At 52.0% G+C, this 21,546-nt stretch carries 29 protein-coding genes and 1 pseudogene; 1 reads left to right on the top strand and 29 read right to left on the bottom strand.

Translation table 11 applies throughout. From position 1 onward, the window contains the following. Positions 1–8: 8 nt before the first annotated feature. The 8 genes from HMPREF1024_RS31730 to HMPREF1024_RS18970 all read right to left on the bottom strand — a co-directional run bounded on the left by HMPREF1024_RS31730 (position 9) and on the right by HMPREF1024_RS18970 (position 6,338). Positions 9–1,322, bottom strand: coding sequence for a hypothetical protein (locus HMPREF1024_RS31730; protein WP_009308065.1), 1,314 nt, complete (start codon positions 1,320–1,322; stop codon positions 9–11). 9 nt (positions 1,323–1,331) lie between these two features. After that, entirely contained in the window at positions 1,332–2,375 is a 1,044-nt protein-coding gene (locus HMPREF1024_RS28470; protein WP_009308064.1) for a glycine-rich domain-containing protein, read from the bottom strand. 1 nt (position 2,376) lies between these two features. Beyond that, positions 2,377–2,964 (bottom strand): DUF2612 domain-containing protein, encoded by a 588-nt coding sequence (locus HMPREF1024_RS18945; protein ID WP_009308063.1) that lies wholly within the window; start codon positions 2,962–2,964, stop codon positions 2,377–2,379. Next, positions 2,957–4,189, bottom strand: a complete 1,233-nt coding sequence (locus HMPREF1024_RS18950) for a baseplate J/gp47 family protein (protein ID WP_009308062.1) — start codon at positions 4,187–4,189, stop codon at positions 2,957–2,959. Before HMPREF1024_RS18950 ends, HMPREF1024_RS18945 begins: the two co-directional genes overlap by 8 nt. 7 nt (positions 4,190–4,196) lie before the next feature. Next, positions 4,197–4,553: a hypothetical protein gene (locus tag HMPREF1024_RS18955; protein WP_004177047.1), complete on the bottom strand. Its 357-nt coding sequence runs from the start codon at positions 4,551–4,553 to the stop codon at positions 4,197–4,199. 83 nt (positions 4,554–4,636) lie between these two features. After that, entirely contained in the window at positions 4,637–5,389 is a 753-nt protein-coding gene (locus HMPREF1024_RS18960; protein WP_004177048.1) for a hypothetical protein, read from the bottom strand. A 69-nt stretch (positions 5,390–5,458) separates the two neighbouring features. Beyond that, positions 5,459–6,175, bottom strand: a complete 717-nt coding sequence (locus HMPREF1024_RS18965; RefSeq protein ID WP_009308061.1) for a P22AR C-terminal domain-containing protein — start codon at positions 6,173–6,175, stop codon at positions 5,459–5,461. Then, a complete protein-coding gene (locus HMPREF1024_RS18970) occupies positions 6,165–6,338 on the bottom strand; it encodes an Arc family DNA-binding protein (RefSeq protein WP_004223324.1) in 174 nt (57 codons plus the stop codon). The genes HMPREF1024_RS18965 and HMPREF1024_RS18970 overlap by 11 nt, the downstream gene beginning before the upstream one ends. Positions 6,339–6,450: 112 nt before the next feature. Here HMPREF1024_RS18970 and HMPREF1024_RS18975 point away from each other — a divergent pair, with 112 nt between their 5' ends. Beyond that, positions 6,451–6,807 carry an Arc family DNA-binding protein gene (locus tag HMPREF1024_RS18975; RefSeq protein WP_009308060.1) on the top strand — a complete coding sequence of 119 codons (357 nt, stop codon included), beginning with the start codon at positions 6,451–6,453 and terminating at the stop codon, positions 6,805–6,807. Positions 6,808–6,839: 32 nt separating this feature from the next. On the opposite strand, the gene HMPREF1024_RS0125990 is transcribed toward HMPREF1024_RS18975, so the two are convergent. The 21 genes and pseudogenes from HMPREF1024_RS0125990 to HMPREF1024_RS19055 all read right to left on the bottom strand — a co-directional run bounded on the left by HMPREF1024_RS0125990 (position 6,840) and on the right by HMPREF1024_RS19055 (position 21,495). Continuing rightward, positions 6,840–7,190: a hypothetical protein gene (locus tag HMPREF1024_RS0125990; protein WP_032451341.1), complete on the bottom strand. Its 351-nt coding sequence runs from the start codon at positions 7,188–7,190 to the stop codon at positions 6,840–6,842. Positions 7,191–7,192: 2 nt separating this feature from the next. After that, positions 7,193–7,780, bottom strand: coding sequence for a Gp138 family membrane-puncturing spike protein (locus tag HMPREF1024_RS18980; protein WP_009308059.1), 588 nt, complete (start codon positions 7,778–7,780; stop codon positions 7,193–7,195). Position 7,781: 1 nt separating this feature from the next. Next, complete coding sequence (locus HMPREF1024_RS18985; RefSeq protein ID WP_009308058.1) at positions 7,782–8,636, bottom strand: hypothetical protein; 855 nt, start codon at positions 8,634–8,636, stop codon at positions 7,782–7,784. Then, positions 8,633–8,938 carry a hypothetical protein gene (locus HMPREF1024_RS18990; RefSeq protein WP_009308057.1) on the bottom strand — a complete coding sequence of 102 codons (306 nt, stop codon included), beginning with the start codon at positions 8,936–8,938 and terminating at the stop codon, positions 8,633–8,635. The genes HMPREF1024_RS18985 and HMPREF1024_RS18990 overlap by 4 nt, the downstream gene beginning before the upstream one ends. A 1-nt stretch (position 8,939) precedes the next feature. Next, positions 8,940–9,782 carry a phage baseplate protein gene (locus HMPREF1024_RS18995; RefSeq protein ID WP_009308056.1) on the bottom strand — a complete coding sequence of 281 codons (843 nt, stop codon included), beginning with the start codon at positions 9,780–9,782 and terminating at the stop codon, positions 8,940–8,942. 3 nt (positions 9,783–9,785) lie between these two features. Beyond that, the gene (locus HMPREF1024_RS19000; protein WP_009308055.1) at positions 9,786–11,744 is read right to left on the bottom strand and encodes a lytic transglycosylase domain-containing protein; all 1,959 of its coding nucleotides are present in this window, start codon (positions 11,742–11,744) and stop codon (positions 9,786–9,788) included. 204 nt (positions 11,745–11,948) lie between these two features. Next, positions 11,949–12,425 (bottom strand): hypothetical protein, encoded by a 477-nt coding sequence (locus HMPREF1024_RS19005; protein ID WP_009308053.1) that lies wholly within the window; start codon positions 12,423–12,425, stop codon positions 11,949–11,951. A gap of 79 nt (positions 12,426–12,504) precedes the next feature. Beyond that, positions 12,505–13,062, bottom strand: coding sequence for a Rha family transcriptional regulator (locus tag HMPREF1024_RS19010; RefSeq protein WP_009308051.1), 558 nt, complete (start codon positions 13,060–13,062; stop codon positions 12,505–12,507). 179 nt (positions 13,063–13,241) lie between these two features. After that, a complete protein-coding gene (locus HMPREF1024_RS19015) occupies positions 13,242–13,685 on the bottom strand; it encodes a hypothetical protein (protein ID WP_009308049.1) in 444 nt (147 codons plus the stop codon). Then, the gene (locus HMPREF1024_RS19020) at positions 13,685–15,166 is read right to left on the bottom strand and encodes a DUF3383 domain-containing protein (protein ID WP_009308047.1); all 1,482 of its coding nucleotides are present in this window, start codon (positions 15,164–15,166) and stop codon (positions 13,685–13,687) included. The genes HMPREF1024_RS19015 and HMPREF1024_RS19020 overlap by 1 nt, the downstream gene beginning before the upstream one ends. A gap of 3 nt (positions 15,167–15,169) precedes the next feature. Next, positions 15,170–15,721 carry a hypothetical protein gene (locus HMPREF1024_RS19025; protein ID WP_009308045.1) on the bottom strand — a complete coding sequence of 184 codons (552 nt, stop codon included), beginning with the start codon at positions 15,719–15,721 and terminating at the stop codon, positions 15,170–15,172. Next, positions 15,703–16,071: a hypothetical protein gene (locus tag HMPREF1024_RS19030; protein ID WP_001518127.1), complete on the bottom strand. Its 369-nt coding sequence runs from the start codon at positions 16,069–16,071 to the stop codon at positions 15,703–15,705. Before HMPREF1024_RS19030 ends, HMPREF1024_RS19025 begins: the two co-directional genes overlap by 19 nt. Continuing rightward, on the bottom strand, positions 16,068–16,631 hold the full coding sequence (locus tag HMPREF1024_RS19035) for a hypothetical protein (protein ID WP_009308040.1): 564 nt from the start codon (positions 16,629–16,631) through the stop codon (positions 16,068–16,070). Before HMPREF1024_RS19035 ends, HMPREF1024_RS19030 begins: the two co-directional genes overlap by 4 nt. Before the next feature lie 2 nt (positions 16,632–16,633). Continuing rightward, positions 16,634–17,077, bottom strand: a complete 444-nt coding sequence (locus HMPREF1024_RS0125980) for a DUF4054 domain-containing protein (RefSeq protein ID WP_032419584.1) — start codon at positions 17,075–17,077, stop codon at positions 16,634–16,636. Next, the gene (locus HMPREF1024_RS19040) at positions 17,077–17,403 is read right to left on the bottom strand and encodes a hypothetical protein (protein WP_009308038.1); all 327 of its coding nucleotides are present in this window, start codon (positions 17,401–17,403) and stop codon (positions 17,077–17,079) included. Before HMPREF1024_RS19040 ends, HMPREF1024_RS0125980 begins: the two co-directional genes overlap by 1 nt. A gap of 1 nt (position 17,404) precedes the next feature. Further along, positions 17,405–18,442, bottom strand: a complete 1,038-nt coding sequence (locus HMPREF1024_RS19045; RefSeq protein ID WP_009308036.1) for a DUF2184 domain-containing protein — start codon at positions 18,440–18,442, stop codon at positions 17,405–17,407. Then, entirely contained in the window at positions 18,442–18,924 is a 483-nt protein-coding gene (locus HMPREF1024_RS19050; protein ID WP_009308034.1) for a hypothetical protein, read from the bottom strand. The genes HMPREF1024_RS19045 and HMPREF1024_RS19050 overlap by 1 nt, the downstream gene beginning before the upstream one ends. A gap of 1 nt (position 18,925) precedes the next feature. After that, complete coding sequence (locus HMPREF1024_RS31720) at positions 18,926–19,249, bottom strand: hypothetical protein (protein WP_076742001.1); 324 nt, start codon at positions 19,247–19,249, stop codon at positions 18,926–18,928. Between the two features lie 309 nt (positions 19,250–19,558). Then, positions 19,559–20,560: pseudogene (locus HMPREF1024_RS31715) on the bottom strand (DUF2213 domain-containing protein); the annotation flags it as partial. After that, positions 20,530–20,685, bottom strand: a complete 156-nt coding sequence (locus HMPREF1024_RS31710) for a hypothetical protein (protein ID WP_014342910.1) — start codon at positions 20,683–20,685, stop codon at positions 20,530–20,532. The pseudogene HMPREF1024_RS31715 and the gene HMPREF1024_RS31710, both read right to left, overlap by 31 nt. 120 nt (positions 20,686–20,805) lie before the next feature. Beyond that, complete coding sequence (locus tag HMPREF1024_RS19055; RefSeq protein WP_009308030.1) at positions 20,806–21,495, bottom strand: phage minor head protein; 690 nt, start codon at positions 21,493–21,495, stop codon at positions 20,806–20,808. Between the last annotated feature and the right edge of the window lie 51 nt (positions 21,496–21,546).

Raw genomic sequence — 21,546 nt, 5'->3', positions numbered from 1 at the left:
GGATAGCATCAACCCAGCCCACTTTGTAAAATCTCTGCCGCCGGATAGGGTGGGAGATACGGAATCGTGACCGCGGCATTTCGTTGCGTCCACGCCCCGCCATAGGCGTCGCCGGTAAAGCAATCACGGGCGACAACGAAACCGTTGCAAACGGAGTCGGCCCCCATAAACCAGCCCGTCAGACAGCAATCACGGATGAGGAAATTATCTTCTGTGGACCGGTCAAGAACGCCATTCCCATAGCGACCGATAAAGAAGTTGCGCACACCGTGATTAACCAGCTGCGGGCGAATATAACCGTCTGATGAGTCACCGGAAATAAAATAACCAATGTGCTGGTTATTGTTAATCACAGGCGTATCAGAATCCCAGTCTCCAATTAACGCGCAGTTCTGCATACTGTCGCCGATAACAACGGAGTCGGGATAAAGTCGAATAGCCGCATAAATATGATTTTCGTGTTCCGCGGCAATATTTGCATCATTCCCCGCAGCCACCCACCCTGGGTAAGCGGTCCCGTCATCGCCTGGTAAAGTGACTTTATGAGGATAGGTTGTGGCGTAATATTTCCCCGTCAGTTGCACGGGAAGCCCTCTGGCGTGTCCTTCATCAACAGCCTTTTGATAGTAAGGCACAGCATCAGGAGAAACGCCGTGCAGGTAGCCGAACATTTCCGGAGACACAAATCCTATTCCACCAACGAGTTTAGCGCCGTCGCCTGAACCCAGATTTTGGCGAAGCGTGTCACCATCCATCAGAACGAAGTGAGTAACGTCGTTAGCAAAGCTGGTTGCATCGGTTCCGGTGGTCGTAAAGCCGACATCCGTGGTGGCATTCAGGCGGTAATACTGATTGTCGTAGCGGATATACTGGTTACGTGCACTGAACTGGAATGGGCCATTTTCGTAATCACCAAGGAAAACATAGCCAGAGCTGTCAAGAAACGTCTGGAATCTGTTTTCCCTGTCGGTCTGCGACTCGACAAAATCAGCCTCCCTCTGGCTCTGAGATGACAAAAAATCACTTTCTTTGTCTTGCTGAGAGACCTCGAAGGCGGTTCTTTGCCCCTGCATCTGAGACTCAAATTCAGCTTCTTTTGCGGCAAGCTCAAAGTCAATGCTTGCTGATAATCCAGATGCGATGTCCTTAGCCTCATCTCTCGCCAACCCCGCAACTACTGCAGCATCCTTGGCTTCGGATACGGATTCGGCAATATCAATGATCGGTTTTTCAATGCTAAGAGCATACTGTTTTGCTTCTGCGGCGCTAACCGCTGCACTGGCCGCAAACTGCGCAGATTGTTGGGTATCAGTAATTGCCATCTTTTATTCTCATGAATATTCGTAAATAACTACAATCCCAGACTTGCCGCGGGCACCATTTACTGCCGGAGAGGATGGTCCTTGTGAAGAACCAGATGCGCCTGAACCATATGCCTGCCCATCAATAGCCGGGTCTCCAAATGATGGCACCCATCCCCCGCCTCCAAAAACGCTACTTGCCCCAGGTGATCCGAGGAATGACTGGGTTGCGTTAGCGTATGCAGGTGTAGATGGGGCTCCTGGAGAGCCTATGATATTGGCACCGGAAGGAGCGCTTGATGCGACATTACCCTGAGGTAGAAAAGGTGGATTTGCTGGTCCGGCAGACGGACCTCTTGTTCCGCCAGGCGCAACCATTAGCGATCCAAATGAGCTTGAACCACCAACAGAGCCAACCGGAGATGCTGCGGTGCCCCCCTGTCCGCCAGCGCCAACAACGATGCTAATGCTGGTGAAATTTATTAAAAATCTACCCTTAGCATATGAACCGGCCCCACCACCTGAAACTATTGACACCTGCCCCGCTCCAGTGGCTGGGGCAGCATCGCTCCCACCACCACCGCCAACCATTTCAACAACAACCGACTTAGCACCAGGGGTTGGCGTATAAGTGCCGGATGATAAAAATGTCTGCACGTTCAGGAGTCGTCCTGATGAATAATTAATCCATCCAATACCGCCAGCATCAGGATTTGTCGTGTTATTTTCGATAGTGCTTTGCCAGAATCCATCCCTGGCTGAATTGATAAGAATCGCGCCTTTTGGGTATCCACCGATAGCTGCCGAAAATGCAGAGTCGAATGTATAGAAACCTCCTGCTTGCTCCCATTGAAGGCGAGTATAGGCATCATTAAAAATCCCATTAAAATCCTGCCCTTTTGGCGGCTTACCGCCAGCAGATAGAGCGATGCGGGTAAGCGGAGGAAATCCTGAGTCCATCGCGGCAAGGCCATCAGCCAACGTTTCAGGGGTGGAATTTACCGGGATCGTGTTTTTGTCACCACTCGCAGAAAAAACAACCGTCAGACGTGACGGCATGGCTGAATTGTTCAATTCAGACCTCCTGAACGATGTTTACTTTTACCCCAGGCGGGGAAGGAAGTGCTCCGGAGCTTTGCACTATGGCCAGCTCCGAATCGGAAAGCTGGAACTCGAATACGTAGCTCATGACATGGTTGCCATCGTCACGCACGTAAGCCCGCCCGCTTGCGCCGAACATGTACATCAGCATGCGATTCATGACCGGCACGGTGCAGTCGCTGATGTTCGCCATCGCTTTGCACATGATCAGCTTGCGGTATGCCTCATTGGTCAGGACCACTGTGTTCGTGTCCTGCACGCCGGTATAGAAAGGCGCCTGGTTAAAGGGTTGCGGGTCGGTGAGTTCTGCCGGGGTGCTGGTCGCTTCGCCAAACCCCAGAAACTGCTGGGATGGCGTCACAGTCAGCAAACGCTCTACATCAACGATTTTACCCCAGCACATCAGCCCGTAATCGCCGCAGGTCTCGATGTTGAATACGAGGTCATAGAACGTGTCTATCCAGTCCTCTGGCGCTACAGAAGCGTTAAAGGTGTCAATCAGTGACCGCAGGCTGGTTGAGTTCACGTACTGCGCGTAGATCGTCCAGTCAACATTATTCACTTACCGCCTCCGTTATGATGTTTGTCGTATCGAGGGTCGGTTCCTGATCAATGCCCATGGTCAGCGCACTAGACCAGGTGGTTCCGTCCAGAGAGATCTGGACCGAAAGCACGTTCATGTTCTGTGCATCAAGCGCCTGAATGGGTCCGATATAGCGGCTGCCATAAATTCGCGCGCCGGCACGCGCCCGGGTACCGCCATCTGCGCCGGTAAAGGCATTCAGGACGACCGTTCTGATCTGCGCGTTGATATCTGATGGAAGGCCATCATTCGCTTCGTATTCCACCTTGATATGAACGCTCACCGCATCCAGCGTTTTCCACCTGTAGGTGTACTCCGGATAAGGGGCGTCATAATTTTCGGCATCCTGCACGGTTCCGGTGGTGTCACCGTTCATAACGGTGCCCGGGGGGAGTTTTTTATTGATGGCCGCTGCAATGTCAGCCACTGCCCCGCCATAAACCCCGATATAAATCGAGCTGGCCAGCAGCATGTAATTCGTGGAACCTTTTTCGACGGAAGTGGGCTCTTTGTTGTCGATCACATAAACATCAAGCACCCCGTCGACTTCCAGGACAGCAGCCCGCACAGCCGCTGCCGTGTTAAAGGCGTTACGTGCCACTGACTGGCGCCGGCGATACTCAAATGCAGATCGCCCTTCAACATTCGAGCCCGGCACACCCGCAGTCTCGTTGGTGATACTCGACCAGCCACTTACCGCAACATAGATGTTTGTCAGCGTACCAATGGGGCAAGCTATCGGCCCGGTAGTCAGGTTCTGGAACTCGATCTTTACCGTCCCGTCTGCGCCAATCGTTCCGGCCGCCAGGGACACGTACATATAACCGTTATCGTCGGTTGCATAGGACTGCGCCGGGATCACCGTTCCCGGTACGCCGGAGCATGTGGCCGTTACAACCGTACCCGCAGCAGCAATGCGATCGAGGAAGTAAATCCTGCCGATGCCATCCTGAAATCTGCCGGAGGAAAAGTCCGGGTTCATGTTGTTGACGATAGCCAGAAGCTGATCGTTCTTGTCGGCGATGATTGCAGTATCAGTGACAGCCAGTTGCCCCTGCGGCGTCTTGAGGTTCGTGCTCATCGCCGTCCCGAATGCAGAACCAATATCTGCTATGCGCCCGGCAAGAATGTCTCCCTCATCTGGAACATCAAGGCCAGTGGTGGAAAAGGTCACGGCCGGTACCGCCGTAGAGATTGTCGTCATTTTTTCCTCACAGGGTGACGCTGGAATCCAGGCCGTTGGTATCCACGATCGCAATAACGCCGGTAGTGCGGCGCGTATCTCGGTTGTTAATCAGCGTCGGCTCAGCGCGTGCGATATAGCTCATCCGCAACGCTTCAACCTGAAGCGCGGCCGCCATGGCGCCAGTGCTGGCCTTAACGTTCAGCAGCTCTTTGTAATTAACGCCGGTATCTTTTTCGTAAATGCATTCACCGCGTATAGCCAGGCATGCCGTCGCTACGTCCTGAGCGCAGGCGTAGGGGTTTTCTACCGTGGCGATATTACCCAGCTCATCAAGGACAAGGTCCCAGGTTTCGGGATCGAGTTTGAGAGAGATTGTTTTCATGGATTTCGCCCATAAAAAAACCCCGCCGAAGCGAGGTTTGGTTTTCGAAGCACTAATTAGTGCTTAGATTTATTATCAGATAGTTAGGCTACATCTGCGCCATGGATCAGGTGGCGCAATGCCTTTACACCTTCTGCATTGTAGCGGAACGCCTCAACCTGCTTATCTGAGTGTCTCGACTTATCCAGAAAGAACTTGCCGTACTGCTCTGTTTTCAGATTGTGTTTATTAGCCACACGACCGATCTTGTTCGCAGTGCAACCGAGCTGCGCCGCCACTTCACCCGCCGTATAGTAATGCTCTTCAATCGCCGGCAGTGGCACAACTTCATGACCGAGAAGTGGGTTAACGAGAGTGGCGACGATCACCTGGTTAGCCGATTCACCAAGCCGAGGGAACATTGACATCAGCTCGCGGGCCGATGCGATGTTTTTCTCCAGCGCCTGAGCTTTGAGTTGTTCAGCTTTGGCAAGCCGATATTCAGTAAGCCCTGAGGTGCTTTTGGTCGGCACCTGGATAGCCTGCATGTCTTCCAGCTTATCAACCAAAGAGCGGCGAACGGCTTTAGACTCACGGGCCGCCACGCGAAGGGCCTGCTTGATCGTCATGTCAATTACCTCAACAGGACGGCCGCCATTAGTGCCGGAGGGTTTTACACTTTTTGTGTAAAACTCCCCATCAAGTTCGTCGACTACTTTTTCAATGAACTTATTGTTGCGTACCTCTGGCTCCCCGCACTGCTTGCGAGCCTGATTGACCATCATCAGCAAAGACTGGCTGTCAATGGTTTTATCGGTGACAACACTGCTTTTTGGTGCTAAATTTAATGAAGTCATTGGTTGGACCCTTATGACAGATTTATGGATGGCCGGTAGCTCGTAACTACCGGCTTTTCTATTTATGCATCACTGCAACATCTCCTGACGCAGGTGTGGTAATACCCTGCTCCAGTTATCATCCTTCCATGGGTGAAATTCGATATGCGCCGTCTCGCGCTTAATCACTTCTCTTGCCTTGTTAATCGATCGTGGCAATTCCTGCCCGATTGAATGAAAATGCCCAGCTTGGCGATGCCCAGCCACTTTCAACAACGGAGTGACGCTATCGCAGGCCTTGAGCATGATGTCGCTGGCACGCCATAACCATGCCAAAGAGCAAAGCTCATCATCACTGAACTGCTTCGCAATCGGCGAATGCGCCACTTCCCGATCCAGAATATCCAGCACCCAGCGGCGGAACTCTTTCGCCTTATCGGTAGTGGCAAACATCGCGATTAGATGACAACCACGAAGAGAGAACACGCGGACCGACTTTTCACGTAAGTTATTGTTTATTCCGTTGGTCATCATTTTGATGACCATTGACATGCTGCTCGTGAACTCGTCGGAATTACGTGAGTAAATGGTCGAAACGCTTTTGCTTGAAGCATATCCCAGTGCCTTAGCGACATCTGCAGATGTCAGCCAAATACCATCCGCAACAGGCGCTGGTACCAATGTGACATTGTGGAAACTTAGCTCTTTGTTCTGTACACTGCTCATGTCGATATTTCCTTCGCGGTTATTTTCGATAGAAGCCCCAAAGGTTGCCGCCAATGGGGCTTCGCTGTTTTTACTGACCATTCATGCGCTCCTCACGCAGGCTTTTTGCCAAACGCTGCACAATTGCAGAGTTAATCGAAATCCCATCCATTTCAGCTAAGCGCCGGATATCCTCCTTCATTCGCTCTGGCAGGCGAAGCTGGAAACTGTCGTTCTTGCGGCCGGTATAGAGTACGTCTTGCATCTACTATCTCCTTCTGTGGTGTCAACTTGGTTCTACAACCAATTTAGCACCATTTAAAACAATGTCAAGTTGGTGCTATTGTTTGTCGTCGAAATTGAAACTTTGAGGACTTATGAGCAAATTCCCTAGCCAAGAAATGGACAGGTTTAATGTAAGGTTGCCTGTTGGCATGCGCGATGCCATAGCCGATCGCGCCAAGCGGAACGGCAGGTCTATGAACTCTGAGATTGTCCAGATCCTTCAAGATGCGCTGGAGACAGAAAAGCTGATAGCTGAAACCGACATTGTCGATTTTGACTCAACCCAGGCGGCTCTGGATTCAAAATCCACGCCAGAGGAAAAGGCTGCGTTTCTTGCCGAACTTGAGAAAAGAGATCCCTTTACCGCTGCTATTCTTCGTGAGGGAGAGGAACATAACAGAAGGCTTGCTGCAATCCTCGGGAAGCGCATGGGTTACTCAAATGAGTAAAAGTAAAAAACCCACCTAATGGTGGGCTTTCATTATTTTATACTTCCAACTTTGTCCTCTAATCTCTTGCATGCATTGTCGTCAAGGTGGCTTTGGTATGGTCCTTTATTATTGCAAGCATCCACGAGCGTTTTCACTGCATATCTGGCATAACTTCCACCATCTTTGCGCATTAGGCTACTACTTCTACCAGTTATGTCGCTGGATCCCTCGGTATATGCTTCTGATGAGGCAAGCTGAAAAGCTTCCTTTTTGATCGCCAGCCTAATTTCAATATCATCGTTAATCGATTTGTTTTTATTGAAAAACTCGTCAAGCGTCTCTGCATGTGAAAGAGTTGTTGTTATTAGTAGAATTGTTAATAGCAAGGGCTTTTTAATCATTATTACGGCTCCAGGGGATCGGTTCGGCTTCCTCCTGATACTACCCCACCATGAGAGTGCCCATCAACGACAGAACCATCTACAAGCTCAAGCCGCCCGCTTGGGTGGACTTTCAAGCCATTGATGTTAACGATGCCCGGGCTTTTGATATTAACACCACCGCCGGTGAACTCTGCGAATTCCGTCGGCTCGTCGTTCAGGCTTGCGATAGCCGTGATGTAAACGGCATCTGAGTATGAGTGCCTGCGCTGAGTTGGTGGAGGGCCGCCGTCTTTAGTTTTTTTCACATTTGTGATGTCTTTATCGCAGGCAATCACCAAGCCAATATCGCCTACTCGTGGCGTCATTTTTACCGAGCTGTTTCCAGCCTGATACTGAATGAATGGAACATTGTAAACATCCTGGTTTGCTATGGAACCGCCCGAAGCGTTTGTTCCAGTAACCAGAGGAAAAACGGTAAGGGTCTTGCCATTCACTTTTTTGACTATGACGATATCAGCAAACACGCAGCCTTTTATGGCTCCGGCTATAAGCGAAAGAACAGCGTTCCCCTGACACGACATGTCACTAGGCTTTTGCTTGGTAAGCATCTCACACTCCAAATACAAATCCTGGATAAGCTACAACGAATGTTTCCCATAGGCCGCCGGGGACCTTGCATGACAAATAATGAGTGGTTCCATACTGGACTATCCAATCTCCACTTGCGTGAGGGAGAGAGGTTTCCAGTTTTATTTTTCGTGCCAGCTTTATTGATGGTGAATAAATGCAGCGGAAATTTATACCAATATCATAAAAAATAGGGTAGCCAATTAATCCATGCTCTGGAGATATAAATGGAACTACAGAGTCAACAGGGCTTTCCCCGGTGTAGATTGTAACCGTCCCAAAGTCTATATCTGCGATGATATTATGGTCGGCTGCAATTTTCTGAATTTGCTCAATGGCATTTCCCTCATAATAAGGGTTGCTGTGCACTGATTTAACATCAACATTTACGAACTTCAAATCCACCTTAGAGGCCAGTGCGTTTATCATATCGGCGACAGACGCTTCACCTTCAATTGATGTTGGCTCACATACTACAAGTTTCTCCTTCCCAATAGCTGAGGCCGTGATTTCAATCGGGGCATCAGGCATCTGATTCAGGTTCACCCTGGCTGATATTATCGTGCCCATAAACACGCAAACATCTCCAGTAAACACCCGTATAGCGTTTTGTTGCTCACCGAAGAACTTTTCGGAGTTGGTGGTCAGTTTAGCCATATTATCAAGGGATAACCCCCATAGGCTAAGCTCCATCATTGTCCCGGTAGCTCCACCATACGCCGAAACAGAAAGCTCGCACTTGAACCCTTCTGCTATGAGCGTGTTACCTTTTTTACCGTCAAAGGTGCCATTGGCCAGAGTAAACTCAACCGTTAACTCTCTTTCCTTATAGCTCATCGGCCCACCTCATCACTCGACGCATAATACAGCTTAAAGCGCGTCCCTATTTCGTCATAAACCGGATCGGCATCCCCTTTTGTGTCTACAAAAATGAGATCTCCCTTAAATCCAAGATACTTATATCTGACGAGATATATACAGTTAAGACAGAGTACGCCCTGCATAATTGCTGCGTCATCAACATACAGGTCTATGTAGAATCCAGTTGAGCGCTGATGTAGCTTGATGGCGCAGTTCTGGCCGCCAAGAGAGACATACACCTTTTGAGAAAGTGACGGTGATAAGCTAATTTCCTGCATGTCACATCACCTTATTTTCAAGAAAGTCAGCCACCGTGCTTTTTATCTGTTTTGCGACCGCTGTTGATGAGTTATCCCATACTTGCGATACCGATTTGGCCGCCGAATTGACACCTGAAACTATGGCACTGCCGGTAAGATCAATGGCGCTTGATAGCGATGAATTTCCGCTTGTCCATGCGTTTTTTGCGTCAGTAAGTGTTACTTCTTTAGTTGAAGCAGTGATCACCTCTGTTTTTGCAGCGCCCTTTTTGTTTGTTTTGTCGTTATTTGTCGGGGCCTTACCGGAAACCCCATTAGCGATAATTACTTCACCGCTATCCATGATCTCCTCGAAAGTGCAGTTCGCCATCAACAACGTTTGCCCGCGATATGACCCCACAAAATAATCGAAGTGGGTCAAGTCGTAGCTGTAATACACCGTATCCGGCGTCTCGATGTTGTAGGTGCTGGCCGTGTTTTTCATCTCATCAAGCTTTTTGATGAAATTACTTCGGCTAAGAAGAGAGAAGTTTGTCAGATTTGGAAGCGCTCCTGTATATGCGGTCCATCCTTCAAGCGCCAGGATCACCCTTAACTCCGATGGCTGCCGGACCTTGTTGTACGAAGTATACTGCCCATTTTCAACCGGTCCCTTCGTCACGTTAGCATCACCGTAGCGATCAACACTAACCCAGCCGGACGGAGAGAAAACCTCCTGCCCAGCTATTGCGGTTGAAATTGACTTATCCACCGTGTTGTAGGTGATCCGGTAAGTTGGCGACAGGGCGCTGTTAAGGACGGATAACAGGCTTCCTCCCTGAATGGCGGATAGCACTGTTGAGACATTCAGAGAAAACGACATAAGTTATTGTCCTGAGTAGCCAGCCATTAGCATGACGCGGTTGTCGCCGTGCTTTTTGATGTCGCTGGTAAGCTGTTGCACGTTCTGGGCCTGGGTAGTGATTTTGGTGCCATAAAAGTTATAAACACCGCCAGCCTGCCCGGGCATCGCGCGGTCTACAGCCATACCGGCGCCGGGACGCATTCCCGCCATGACTTTAGGGACGTAATTGCGAGTTTCCGAGGGAAGGTTATCCATGCCTTTCTTCTTGACGTTTCCGAGTCCCCAATTGTAGGAAGCGAGTGTTTTTTCAAGATCACCTCCTGTGGCGTCCATAAGCCAGTTGAGGTATTTCGCAGCGGCCTCTGCGGATTTGTGGGGATCGTAAACATCACGACCATTCAGTCCCATATCCTTTGCTGTGCCTGGCATGAACTGGAACAATCCTTTAGCCCCAGCCTTCGATTCCGCATACGGATCGCCCCCAGATTCAGTAGCAGCTACCGAAGACAGCAGGCCGGCAGGAAGGCCATATTTACCCTCCAGCGCCCCGAACTCGCCAGCCATTGCCTGAAGAAAAGCCTTTCCTTTAGCGCCAAGACGAGCGGCCTGCGCGTTAAGCGGGACGTTTGGCTGGTATCCCGAGGTGTCAGGCTGCATTGTTGCTGCGCCCGCAGGAGAGATCAGGGCGTCAGCAATTTTTGACAGGAGATTTTTTGTGCTTTCCCAGTAGTTTCTCTCGTCCTGCTGCTGCCGACGCTGTTCAGGAAGTGGCTGAAACTTAACGGCATCAAGCATTTTCTGCGTCGCCTGCTGCTGCGGGCTTAAATACGCAGAATCCTGATCGGGTTTAAAATCCAGCGTTCCGCCGTTTTTCTTCAGCGCCTGCTCGGCTGCCTTGGTCACTCCGGGCAGTGCATCATTACCGGTAGGCTTACCGTCTTCAGTGCCGTACCACGCCTTTTTAAACTCATCGGCAGCCTTGGAGAAGTTGCCATTATTGAGCTCGTTTAAAGCATTTCCCAGGTGGTTAAGCACTTTCCCGAGCATGGAAAAGTTATCTTTGAGGTTGCGCAGATCGCTTGAGAGCGTCCAGCTACCAAGGTCAATACCAGTTATGTCGTTAATGTCCCGCTTCAGCTCTTTGAAGAATGAAGAGGATTTTGCGTTACCAGACGACCACTCAATGAGGAGACCATTCAGATCGCGAATGGTTGGTATCAAGCCCACGTAAATCTGGTTTTTTACCGTCTCTAGATTTTGACCAAGCTCCGCCCATGCAGCAGTAAGCTCCTTGGCGCCTTTGGTTGAGGCATCTGTAATGCCTGAACTTTTGGTTAAGCGATCAACGTCAGGGAGAAATCTTCCCTCCTGGTTTCGCTGAATGGTCGCATCATCGAACCCGCCCATAGCACCAATCTGGCGCCTAATGTTTGGGTCTTTGACTTTCCTGAGTGACTCTAGGTAAGACCTTGCAAGTGACTTGGCATCCTTTGAATAGACGTCAAAAGTATCACCAGTTAACGCCGTAAGCATCCGCATGCCGCTAAAAATTGGGCTACTGGTATCCCCAAATAGAGATCCTTGCTTTGCAGCCTGAAAACCCTGCAAGGCGGCCGTAATCCTCTCAAAAGAGCTTCCGGCTGACTCGGCAGCTTTTCCGAAACCATCAAGTTCTCTGGCTGTCATGCCAAGAGCCTTTGACTGAATTGAAAGGTCCATCAGGCTGGAAGTGGTATTTTTAACAAGGCTCATCAGGCCGCCAGCGGTGACAGTCACGCCGGTCAGCGCCAGCAACTCCGTCTTTATGCTGCTGAAGAACGAAGCGGCTTTCTTGCCCTGCTCTGCCATTTCTTTGGCGGTGTTTTTGGCGTCCTCGCGCTGCTTTTTCAGGTCGTCACTGACTTCCTGCTGGCCTTTGCGAAACTGAGAAGTATCAAGGCCCAGCGTTACCAGGAGGGCGTCAATTACCGTTGCTGCCATGATCACTCTCCGCTGCTATGGCTCTGTTGGTGTTATCCACGGTCATTATTTCAATCAGCCACCACATATCCTGGACGCTGTATACGGTGTCCAGTTCGTGGAGTGTCGCCATTTTCCCGGAGATCACCGCGGCAATGGTGCGCGGTACATTCGCATACTGTATGAAGCCGCGATCTGAATCTTCCGGGACAGACAGGGGGATTTCTAACTTGCGGTGGCTGCTACAAAAGCGATATGGAGTTTGAAGGCTTCGATTTTCAGGCGCGACCAGGTGCTGATTTCTTCGATCTGACCTTCGTCAACAAGCGCTGTCTCGATACCGTTACCCCCGAGGAATTTCACGCAGCCAAGCAACTCATCAAGCAGAGGCTTTGACTGTGCGAACGGAACTTTAGCCAGTGAAGTGATACCCCACTGAGCGAGTCCGGCCATACCGCTGGCCATCACGCTTTCGTACAGCTCGCGAGCTTCTGCGTTATCCTCGGCTGGGGCCGGCGCCACCGCAGCACCGATGGCCATCATCATATTGTCGGGAACGGTAACGCCGGCGCCAATCACGGCGCACGCCATGCGGATCGCCCACTCTTCGGCCTGTCTCGCAGGCATTTCGGTGATTTTGAACTGCTTACCCTTGTCACGGTTATCTGCTTCAACCGTGAATACGATGCTTTTACGAGCCATTTTTGTTTCCTGAATGAGTTATCTGGCAATAAAAAAGCCCACCGTAGTGGGCCATTCAAAAACCACGAATTTGTGGTTTTCATGATTCGGTAAGCGCACCAGGAAAACCGGGCAATGCCAACTGGCCTTGCTTGTCCAGTTGCTCAATGCGTGAAAGTAGCTGGGGCTTCTTCTCTTTCCCCCACCGGCGTAACAGGCGACCAGAGATACTGGCAACATCCTTTTCTTTCAGGAACTCCAGCATGACGGCGTTACGCTCTTCTTCAAACTGGCGCCGTCCAACCTGAAGCATCGCGTACATCCAGTTGAAAGCATTGATGTAAGCGATCTTGATACGCATCGCCTCTTTTTTGGTGTAGGACATAACCAGAAGCATCAAGCCATCTTTGCGAAGCCGATAGAACTTCTGCGGCTTTCCGTTCTGCAACTCATTGTTTTTATAGCAAACCTCAAAATTGAGTTTTGTATCGAACTCTTCCGGGCATGCCTTAATAGTTTTTTCGATATCACGAATGACGTTGTCAGGACGTTTCCCAAATGCCTTCGCCACCATAAACGAGTCAGTTACCGGGTCGTTGTCAGCAACAAAAATGAGGTCACGGAAATCAAGTCCGTTAATAACTGTTGGGTATGACATTGCGGTATTTCCTTTAGAAAGATGAGCCTGTTCGCACAGAAATGCCGCCCCGAGAAGGTCCGCACCTATACGGCATTTCTCAGGCTCAGCTTTCTGAAAGACTCGGGAGTTAAATGCGCTGCGACGCGCAGGGGTTTATTTCTGGTATAAAAAAGCCCGGACTTGGCCGGGCTGATTGTTTACGCTGAGTAGTCTGCCGGGGTGACAGTTTCCCACTGGATGAGTCCAGTTACCGGCTGAAGCACACGGCCGGCAGACGGCATACGGCGCGCGCGCTGCAGGATACCGTTGGTCATAATGTACTTTTTACCCAGCGACGGCAGGATCACCGTACCATTGACACGCAGCACAGACCGCGTGGTCATCTGCGTGGTTTGCCAGTTGTCGATGTACTTAATCGACGGGGATGATGCCGCCAGATGGAAAGTCCACGGAAGATCACCATAAACAAAACCGCCCAGCAGTTTCCCGTCAGCAGTACGCTGGTACTCTGCCGTGTCAGTATCACCCATTTCGAAGATGTTCTGCGCTTCGAACTGCTCCAGGTTAAACCCTGACGGGTAGAGCTCAGCGATTACCAGCTCAATGATCGCGTCTGCCGACGTAATATTTTGACCGGACATTACTGCACCTCCACGCTGTTAACGGTGATACCCTGGATGATCCCGCCGTCGGTGTACCAGAAGTAAACCGTTGGCTTGGTACGCGCGGCGCGCATTGCCGCGGTGAACGGGCCGATGTAGACGTAATACCCTTCAGCCATAAGCGAATCCGTAACATCGACGCCAGCGATGGCGTTAATCTGGTCGATCTGCGACTGGTCAAGATCGGTGCCCGCCGTCATGCCACCCCACGCCCTGAATTGCTCAATGGTCGGCTTCATGCACGACTCAATGCGAGCTTTTCCGGCTGCTGCGTAGGGCAGATTGCTCGCCTGCTGGAACAGCGCAACGAGAGCCGCCTGCAGCTGAGCATTTACCCATACCTGACCAGCCCATGCGTCAAGCCAGGCATAATCACCGGTAATAGAGCCGGGCGCCCACTGGTTGGTTTCGACGGCATTCGAGGCATAGTTGCCGTAGAAGTTATAACCGTTGGCCTTGGCCGCCTCGTAATCAGTATCGTTACTGATCATCGGCAGCAGGCCGGACACCTGACGACCATTCAGCGAACAGCGCCCATTGGCCTGCGTGAAGTTCAGCGCAGCCACAAACCCCATCGCGTTTGCTGCGTGGTTCGGGTAACCATACACCGGGCAGGTGTCGTTATAGGCGTAGGTGTTGATGATGTCGTACACCAGTGCATTCGAGCTGCCCGCCACGATTGCCGTTCCTGATGCGTCCCATGGGACATAGGCAAAGCGGTGGTTCTGGCTGTTTGTCCAGAGCGCAAACGCATTAGCCTGGTCTTTGGTGACAGCGAACGTCGTGGAGAATGTTACCCAGTCCTGCTCTTTGGCCAGAATGGCAGTAAAGATATCGTCAACCACTGCCGTCGCCGCACCCTGAGAGATCACCGCGCCGGTCGCTTCGGTCAGTTTCAGACCCGTAGCAAGCGTACCTTCATCGGCAAAGGTAATGGTGCTATCCACGCCTGTGGTGGCAGAGGTGATGATGAATTTCTTCAGCACGCTATCCCAGGTCACTACAACCGAGGAGCCAATGCCTGTTTCAATCAGCTCTGCCGCGTTATCAAAACTGGTCGCGCCGCTGAGGTTGATAGCCGCAGAAGTCTCCTCCGTGCCGTCAACGGTCAGAGTCAGCGTACCCGAAAGCAACTTGAGCTGTGCCAGCGTGGTCGCGGCGTGCGATCCGGAACGAAGGAATGCCGCCACTGCTGCGGTATTGAATCGGCTAAAATACAGCTTGCCAGGCATCTGTGTTTTACCGGTGAATGCGGCGAAATACAGCACCGCGGCGGTGTACTCAATCGACGCGCTGCCGAAGTACGCCTTTACCTCATCCGCACTGGAAAATGAGGGTACTGCACCAACCGGCGCGTATGCGCTGTCGGTCAGGAACAGGCCATTGAGATCAATAGCTGTCCCTGTCGCCTTCAGTACGCCGGGAAGCATCTGGGCGATTTTTGATAGCGAAATTGCCATTTATTATTTCTCCGGAGGAAATCTCACGTCGACCGGCTGCGATATCACATCTGCGCCTGTCATAAACTGCTGAGGAACGCTGACGACAATCAGCGGGTTTGCGTGGAATTCAAGCGTCCAGCGGGATTCCCACTGTTTCTCGCCGTTGATCATCGAGGTTTGCCGCGGGGGGCCGGAATAAAGCGGTACCAGGACATTTGCGTTTTCCCTGAACCAGGTGCATGCGAATTCGGAGCGGGCAATGCGCGAAAAGATGGTGGCATTGTTTTGCGCCTGATCTCCGTAGAAATCGAGCTGACATTGCCATTCATCAACGCGGCAAAGTTCTGCCCGCCCGTAATCGCTAACGCCGTCATACTCGTAATTGACAGCACTGGTTGAGAGGTCCGTCAGAAAAAGCGGCGTCATAGTAATGAAACCGCCTTTCGGCATGGGGGTCTGATTTTGCTGAGTCTGCGTGATCTCTGCGTCCGGAAAGAGGACAGAAAGGAAATCGCCAGTCGCCTTAAACAGATCGCTTTCAGTGACCTGCAGGCCTACGTCAATTGTTGACATGCGATAACCCTCGTCCAGTCCGGCCAGATTTCAGGCACATCCACGACCAGCCACGTTTCATTGCCGATAACGAACTTATCGCCGCCCTGCTGCCGATCCCTGTTAACCCCGCACCAGTTGCCATCCGTCCAGATACTGACCAGCACACCCTGGATATTCATGTTATCCATGTGCCTGATATCAGCCTGACTCAGCGCCTGCTTTTGCACCATCATCGTTACCGGCGGCGCGAAGCCAGGAGAAGTCGAGTAATCCGGGTTTTTGATTGGTCCGATCGAGCGGTAAATCTGCGCCTCGACGCGAGGATTAACCGCGCTAATGGCGCTTCGCACTATGGAATGAAGATTCACTCTTTCACCTCGTAGTCGACCGAGTTCAGCATGTGGGCCGAGCCGATTAACGGGTCATTAAACCCTTTTTTGTCGACCGTGCTTTTTGCGTTCGGCGGCTCAGAAAAAGCGATGATTGACGACTGAATCTGCCCCTTGATCCGCTCCCCCATCAGCGCCAGGCTTTTGCGGGCGTCAAAATCGTTTGCCTTCATGAGTTTCCCAAGCTCTCCGCCCCACTCCGGACCATGTTCAGAAATGGTCTTCCTGAAGTACGGCCGGGATGGGATCGTAACGATATGCTCGGGTATCATTACTGACTGCGCGAAATTGGCCTTTGATGGCTTTGCGAAGCGCGAAACACCGTCACGGCGAACGTAAAAGTTCAAATCCCGGGTATGCGCCGGGATTTTTACAGTGCCACCAAATTCGTTGGTGGCTGCCACAAGTGCTACCGGCGTCCCGTCTGGGTACTTGGACCCTTCAAGGAAGCCCACCTTCAAATCATCGCCAGAGGAAAGTCCCTTTGCGATCGACTGCAGGTGCTCCATCAGCTTATCGCCGCCTGACATTCCATCCATAGCTACCTCCGGATGAAAGAACGACGGTTATAATGGCCCGGGTACATTGAAGGGGATGAGCCAGGGACATATCGCACAGTGCGATAAGGGGCCGTAGCTTGCCAGTAAGCTGCACCGTATGGCGTCTGTAGATACCACCACGATGACGCGCTGGAAGGCCCCGCATCAGTCGAAACCGATACAGACCCCTCCGATGCGCTTGCCACTCGCCCAACCAGACCAGAAGCCTTTTCGCCGTTTACGCCTGAATTCAGCGCCGCAATGTGCGCAACCAGCATATTCAGGAAAAGAGCCCGGATAGAGATATCTTTTACCGGGCTGCTGTCCGTGTTATTCAGGTAAATCGTTGCCTCCGTGAAGTACGCATTAAGCAGCGTTTCACTTACGGCATCGAACTCCGGATAACGCTCACGAAATGCGGCAACATCAAAGACAACGATCGCCATTATTTTTTGTCCGCCTTCTCAATGCCCGGGGCCGGGTTGTTCTGATCCAGACCTTCCAGACCGGTTTTCTCCGAAGCGTTTTCATTCGCTTTCGCCTGAGCGCTGCTGGTTTTCGCCTGGGCAAACACCAGCTCTTTGCGAACGTAGGGCTGATCAGCATGTACTGCCAGCCACGCTTCAAAGGCTTCCTTGTCCACGTTTTCGGTCAGGCCGTAGCCGCCGACAACGATAGAGGAGTTGGAGCCGTTAAGCTCCACTTTGTACCCGCCCTGCTCCAGGATCAGGCCGTTCGGCAGTTTGCATCCTACAGTTACTGTTTCGGCCATGTTACACCCCGATCATGCTGGCAATGCCCAGCGGTTGACGAATGATTGCACCCCAGGTGCCACCGGATTTTTTCTGCCGCCAGGAAGACTCTTCCACCACGACAGCGTGCGCGCGCATCTTCTCGGTGAATGCTGCGTAAGCGGTGTCCTGCTCGCCCAGACGCTCAACAATCAGCTGTACAAGCTCGCCCGCGTCGGTGCTGTATTCAACAGCGGTTTCGATACGCATGTTCGGGAAGTTTTTCTTCAGCTGATCGGTGACGTTCACGTTGTACTGGTTCGTCTTCGTCAGGTTGACTTCCATTTCCGGCGACATGCCGAGCACCATGCGATCGGTGCGCTCTACGAGGCCTTTGGTCTGAGAGACCAGCTGCTTATAGAGGCGACCGGAAATGTCGTCATATACAGCTTGCCCGTCTTTCGTTGCCCAGGTAACGCCACCACCGGAACCAGTCGCCGCCGGAGTCACCGGAGCGCTCAGAGACGGATCGTTGAGCAGACCGTAGTTTTCCAGCCCGGCGATGCCGTAGAAGTAGGACTTGTTCTGGAACTTGTTCAGCACAAGCGCAGAGGCCACGTTGAGCTCGGCGGCATAGCCGATACGCCCGGCGCCGTACATGTCCAGCTCGCGCTCACCCCAGCGGGTGTGAGTCTGATAATGGAACGACTGGCGCGGTACCCAGTTAACGTTGGCGGACGTCATGCCGTTGTTGTTGAAGTCGCCGTAAGCGCTGGTTTCACCAGTCGACTCGACGATCGGGAACTGCGAGGTCAGCGTCGTCCAGTCGCCTTTTTTCACTTCACCGATAATCTCTGCGGCCTTCATCGGCGTTACGAGAACGCGGATAAGTTCCGGATCGACGTAGTTCGTGAAGTAGGCCGGGATACCGGCGTTATTCGCAGTAACCATTTGCGGCTGGGCATCCATCGCCAGCGCGAAATTCTCCGCAAACTCCGGTTTCAGGTAGTCCTTCGCGCCGGGCAGCACAATGCCATATTTCCCGCTGGCTGCGGCGTAGTGTCGCTGAAATTCGTTCATTACTTGCTCCAGGTGCTGATTTTGACCAGCTCGCCAGCGTCACAATCGCTTGCGGCATAGAATGCGGTCTCGATAAAACCGGCCACGGTTGCGCCGGCTGCGGCGACTTGCACCTCACCGGTGGTCAGGGATGCAAAAACCTTCTGCCCGCGGGTGGAAGCGGTTGACGTTTTGGCCCAGAAGTCACCGGCTACCATCAGGGTGATTTCGCGGCCGGGCTGGATAAGCATGGATGCCTGACCCAGCCAGATGGTGATCGACGCCTGACCGTCACGATGAACAAAGCCAGACGGAACACCGCTACCGGCATTGGAAGCCACACCGTCAACAACCCAGGCAAAGCGGCCGACAGTAAGGCCGTCCTCGCCAGCAACCAGGGCGCCCTCACCGGCCTGATAGGTCGCGTGTGGGTTAGTGCCAGCAAAACCCCCTTCGACGCCGGGGGCCGGATACTGGTTAATTCGTGTCTGAAAACCTGCCATGTTAACCTCGTTTCAGTTTGCCAGCGGTCGGGAATGCTTTTTCGAACTCACTGACGGAAGCGGAATCCTGCGCAATGACAGGGCGTGAATTTTCTTTCTGGCTGATCGCCATTTTGACCATCGCCGGATAAGCGGACGGGTGAACGCCGGCGATATCCACGCCGCTCTGTTCAAGCGCGGTGCGATAGACATCTTCGGCTGAGTCCATGGCAACGACGTCTCCGATCAGCGGGCGGACAACCTGCTCTGCCTCACGGATTTTCCGGAAGTTTTCCGCAGCCTTTTTAGTTGCGCTGTCGGCCGCCAGACGAATCGCAGAGTCCATCGCCGTTCTGGAGACTTTGTCGTCTTCTTCATCGTCTTCATCTTCGGCGGTTTTCTTCTTGTCCTTGTCTTCCTCGTCGTCCTCATCATCCGCCGTTTTTTTCTTGTCCTTCTCGTCGTCGTCTTCGTCGTCGGCGGTTTTGTTTTCTTTTTCGTCTTCCTTTTCGGCCTCATCAAGAGCCAGAAGAGCTTTGCGGACTTCTGCCTCCAGATCTGCATCCTGCGCCAGAAGTGGCTTAAGGGTGGCGCGGATCGCCGCTACCTTATGTTTACGCATGTGATTAAGCTCCGGTGGTAATGAATCTGCGACCAGTACATCTGGCCCTGCGCGGCCGTCAGGGACCAGCGCTTCGTGGTTTCCGAAAATGTCACGCATAACGCCGTCATAAGGCTCGCCGTCAGGGGTGACACCCGGGGTCATGTCTGCGACGTACTTGTACGATGCAGATAGCTCTCGCTGCTCTCCGCTCTCAATTCCAGCAATCGCGCTGTTATCCCATATCGACATACCAACCGTGAGATACGTGCCGTCAAACTCCGCATTGGAGTGCGTCACGCCAACACGAAATTCATTGGGCGGGTCGGTGGGAAAATCGGGGATGTGCTTGCTGAGCACGGGGATGTTATTGAAGGTTTTGGCTGCTTTCCGGAGCTCGTCCGGGTGGCGCCAAAGCCGGTAAAGCTTGTTTGGTTCGAGCCCAAGCTCTTCGCTTCTTGGTATCTCGCGTCCGTAGTATCCGTTGACGTTTGCCTTGCTGATATTCGTTCGTGAAATCTGAAGGCGGCCATTTGCGTCGATGGTGCGCACAGAGGCGCGGTCAAATGCCAGGCTTTCCGTAATCCCGTCCATTGCGGGTCTCTTTTCCTCGCTTATGTATCTGACCTTTATTGTCACCGGATGCCCCGGTGATTTTGGGGGATGCACTCCAATCACTTCCATTTTTGCATTGCGTGGAAGTAATGTTTCATCTTCATGCTTGTTGCTGGAAAGACCAGTAACATCCAGCCCTTTGTCACCTTTATTTGTTTCTATTTGGAGCATTACACCGCCGATGCTGAACATACCGGCGATCTTTTTTTCTTTAGATGTGGAAAGAAAAGCAGGGTCTGAAACAACCATTCCTTTTTTAATATCTCCGCCTGGGAACAGTTTTTTTGCGTCCTCCCTGCTCATTCCTCGGTAAAGCGTTCCACCTTCTAAACTTCCCTTGCCAATGGCGGAGTCAATGCGTGCCACATCAGGGTCTTCATCTTTACCTTTACGAAGATCTGAGTTTATTTTTAAGAAATTGTCACCTGAGTAACTGGAAATGGCTGACTTTTCATTGGCTGATAGTTTTTCCCCGGCTGATTTCTTTTCATTTTTATTACTATTAATCTTCCCTTCAGCGCCAGCAACAACATCTCCATTTTCATCAATTTTGACGTGGGAACCATTTATGGTTATCCACTTATCCTCATCCTCGGCTAGCGAGTAGGATTCGAGTTCGTCCATAGACTTCCCCGCTTATGGCAATAAAAAAGGCCGCCTTAGCGACCTTGATTGATTTTGATTATTTACGATAGGCCTGGTATTACTGGTGACCAGGTGCAACGGCAATTGATTTCCTCTCCAGGCATCACCCATTTACCATCCAGATACATTCCCTTGCTTAGCTCAAACACCTTTCCATCAGCTTTAACGTGGGATGGTCGCGGCTCTTTGCCAGCATGGGAGTGCTTCCAAATTCCCTGGGTAATGCCGAGAGCCTGCTGTCGAGCAGACTGAACGACTGAGGTGGCCTTGTTGTTCTGATCTCGGGCAATGAACGCCGCACGGCGCCGGGAAATCCCGTATCGCTTCTCGAGCTCATCGGTGAGATAGGATAAGTCGCGACCGCGCGCTACCGACCGCATAACCAGCCCTTCCACCTCAGTGAAATACTTCTCGGGGATGGATCGGATAAGGCCGACATTCTCGGCGATGGTCGCCTGAAGAGCGTTATTCATCTGCGAGGTCATCTTGAACTCGACAGTAAACCCCGCGTCTTTGAAGGCTGTGGCCAGTGAAGCATCCGCGTTTTTCATGGTGTCGTTAGCGAACCTGTCGGCCAGCTTTTGCGCCATGTCATCAAACCGCCTCTTCCAGCGCTTCACCAGCTTATTCATCGCCTTGCGCATAACATCAGCTGGAGATTCATCCATGGCGACAGCCGCGCCGCTGGCCCGATAGTTTGCCGACAGCCAGTAGACAACAGATGCCTGCATTTCCTGCACCTGCTTATCAAGCTGTCGGCGGTACCATGCTTCGACGCCAGC

It is taken from the genome of Klebsiella sp. 4_1_44FAA, from assembly GCF_000238715.1.
Classification (GTDB): domain Bacteria; phylum Pseudomonadota; class Gammaproteobacteria; order Enterobacterales; family Enterobacteriaceae; genus Klebsiella; species Klebsiella pneumoniae.
The sequence above is the reverse complement of the archived record's forward strand: the minus strand, read 5'-3'. Positions and strand labels throughout refer to the sequence as shown.

Bases quoted from the DNA above. Each gene is read 5' to 3' on its own strand.
- HMPREF1024_RS19040 (WP_009308038.1), bottom strand. From the start codon at position 17,403: ATGGCCGAAACAGTAACTGTAGGATGCAAACTGCCGAACGGCCTGATC.
- HMPREF1024_RS19000 (WP_009308055.1), bottom strand. From the start codon at position 11,744: ATGGCAGCAACGGTAATTGACGCCCTCCTGGTAACGCTGGGCCTTGAT.
- HMPREF1024_RS31710 (WP_014342910.1), bottom strand. From the start codon at position 20,685: ATGGTTCCCACGTCAAAATTGATGAAAATGGAGATGTTGTTGCTGGCG.
- HMPREF1024_RS19025 (WP_009308045.1), bottom strand. From the start codon at position 15,721: ATGTCAACAATTGACGTAGGCCTGCAGGTCACTGAAAGCGATCTGTTT.
- HMPREF1024_RS18975 (WP_009308060.1), top strand. From the start codon at position 6,451: ATGAGCAAATTCCCTAGCCAAGAAATGGACAGGTTTAATGTAAGGTTG.
- HMPREF1024_RS18965 (WP_009308061.1), bottom strand. From the start codon at position 6,175: ATGGTCAGTAAAAACAGCGAAGCCCCATTGGCGGCAACCTTTGGGGCT.
- HMPREF1024_RS18970 (WP_004223324.1), bottom strand. From the start codon at position 6,338: ATGCAAGACGTACTCTATACCGGCCGCAAGAACGACAGTTTCCAGCTT.
- HMPREF1024_RS19010 (WP_009308051.1), bottom strand. From the start codon at position 13,062: ATGTCATACCCAACAGTTATTAACGGACTTGATTTCCGTGACCTCATT.
- HMPREF1024_RS0125990 (WP_032451341.1), bottom strand. From the start codon at position 7,190: ATGATTAAAAAGCCCTTGCTATTAACAATTCTACTAATAACAACAACT.
- HMPREF1024_RS19055 (WP_009308030.1), bottom strand. From the start codon at position 21,495: ATGCAGGCATCTGTTGTCTACTGGCTGTCGGCAAACTATCGGGCCAGC.
- HMPREF1024_RS31720 (WP_076742001.1), bottom strand. From the start codon at position 19,249: ATGGACTCTGCGATTCGTCTGGCGGCCGACAGCGCAACTAAAAAGGCT.
- HMPREF1024_RS18985 (WP_009308058.1), bottom strand. From the start codon at position 8,636: ATGAGCTATAAGGAAAGAGAGTTAACGGTTGAGTTTACTCTGGCCAAT.
- HMPREF1024_RS19050 (WP_009308034.1), bottom strand. From the start codon at position 18,924: ATGGCAGGTTTTCAGACACGAATTAACCAGTATCCGGCCCCCGGCGTC.
- HMPREF1024_RS18955 (WP_004177047.1), bottom strand. From the start codon at position 4,553: ATGAAAACAATCTCTCTCAAACTCGATCCCGAAACCTGGGACCTTGTC.
- HMPREF1024_RS19035 (WP_009308040.1), bottom strand. From the start codon at position 16,631: ATGGATGGAATGTCAGGCGGCGATAAGCTGATGGAGCACCTGCAGTCG.
- HMPREF1024_RS19015 (WP_009308049.1), bottom strand. From the start codon at position 13,685: ATGTCCGGTCAAAATATTACGTCGGCAGACGCGATCATTGAGCTGGTA.
- HMPREF1024_RS18980 (WP_009308059.1), bottom strand. From the start codon at position 7,780: ATGCTTACCAAGCAAAAGCCTAGTGACATGTCGTGTCAGGGGAACGCT.
- HMPREF1024_RS19020 (WP_009308047.1), bottom strand. From the start codon at position 15,166: ATGGCAATTTCGCTATCAAAAATCGCCCAGATGCTTCCCGGCGTACTG.
- HMPREF1024_RS0125980 (WP_032419584.1), bottom strand. From the start codon at position 17,077: ATGGCGATCGTTGTCTTTGATGTTGCCGCATTTCGTGAGCGTTATCCG.
- HMPREF1024_RS19005 (WP_009308053.1), bottom strand. From the start codon at position 12,425: ATGGCTCGTAAAAGCATCGTATTCACGGTTGAAGCAGATAACCGTGAC.
- HMPREF1024_RS18990 (WP_009308057.1), bottom strand. From the start codon at position 8,938: ATGCAGGAAATTAGCTTATCACCGTCACTTTCTCAAAAGGTGTATGTC.
- HMPREF1024_RS19045 (WP_009308036.1), bottom strand. From the start codon at position 18,442: ATGAACGAATTTCAGCGACACTACGCCGCAGCCAGCGGGAAATATGGC.
- HMPREF1024_RS18960 (WP_004177048.1), bottom strand. From the start codon at position 5,389: ATGACTTCATTAAATTTAGCACCAAAAAGCAGTGTTGTCACCGATAAA.
- HMPREF1024_RS18995 (WP_009308056.1), bottom strand. From the start codon at position 9,782: ATGTCGTTTTCTCTGAATGTCTCAACAGTGCTATCCGCCATTCAGGGA.
- HMPREF1024_RS18950 (WP_009308062.1), bottom strand. From the start codon at position 4,189: ATGACGACAATCTCTACGGCGGTACCGGCCGTGACCTTTTCCACCACT.
- HMPREF1024_RS31730 (WP_009308065.1), bottom strand. From the start codon at position 1,322: ATGGCAATTACTGATACCCAACAATCTGCGCAGTTTGCGGCCAGTGCA.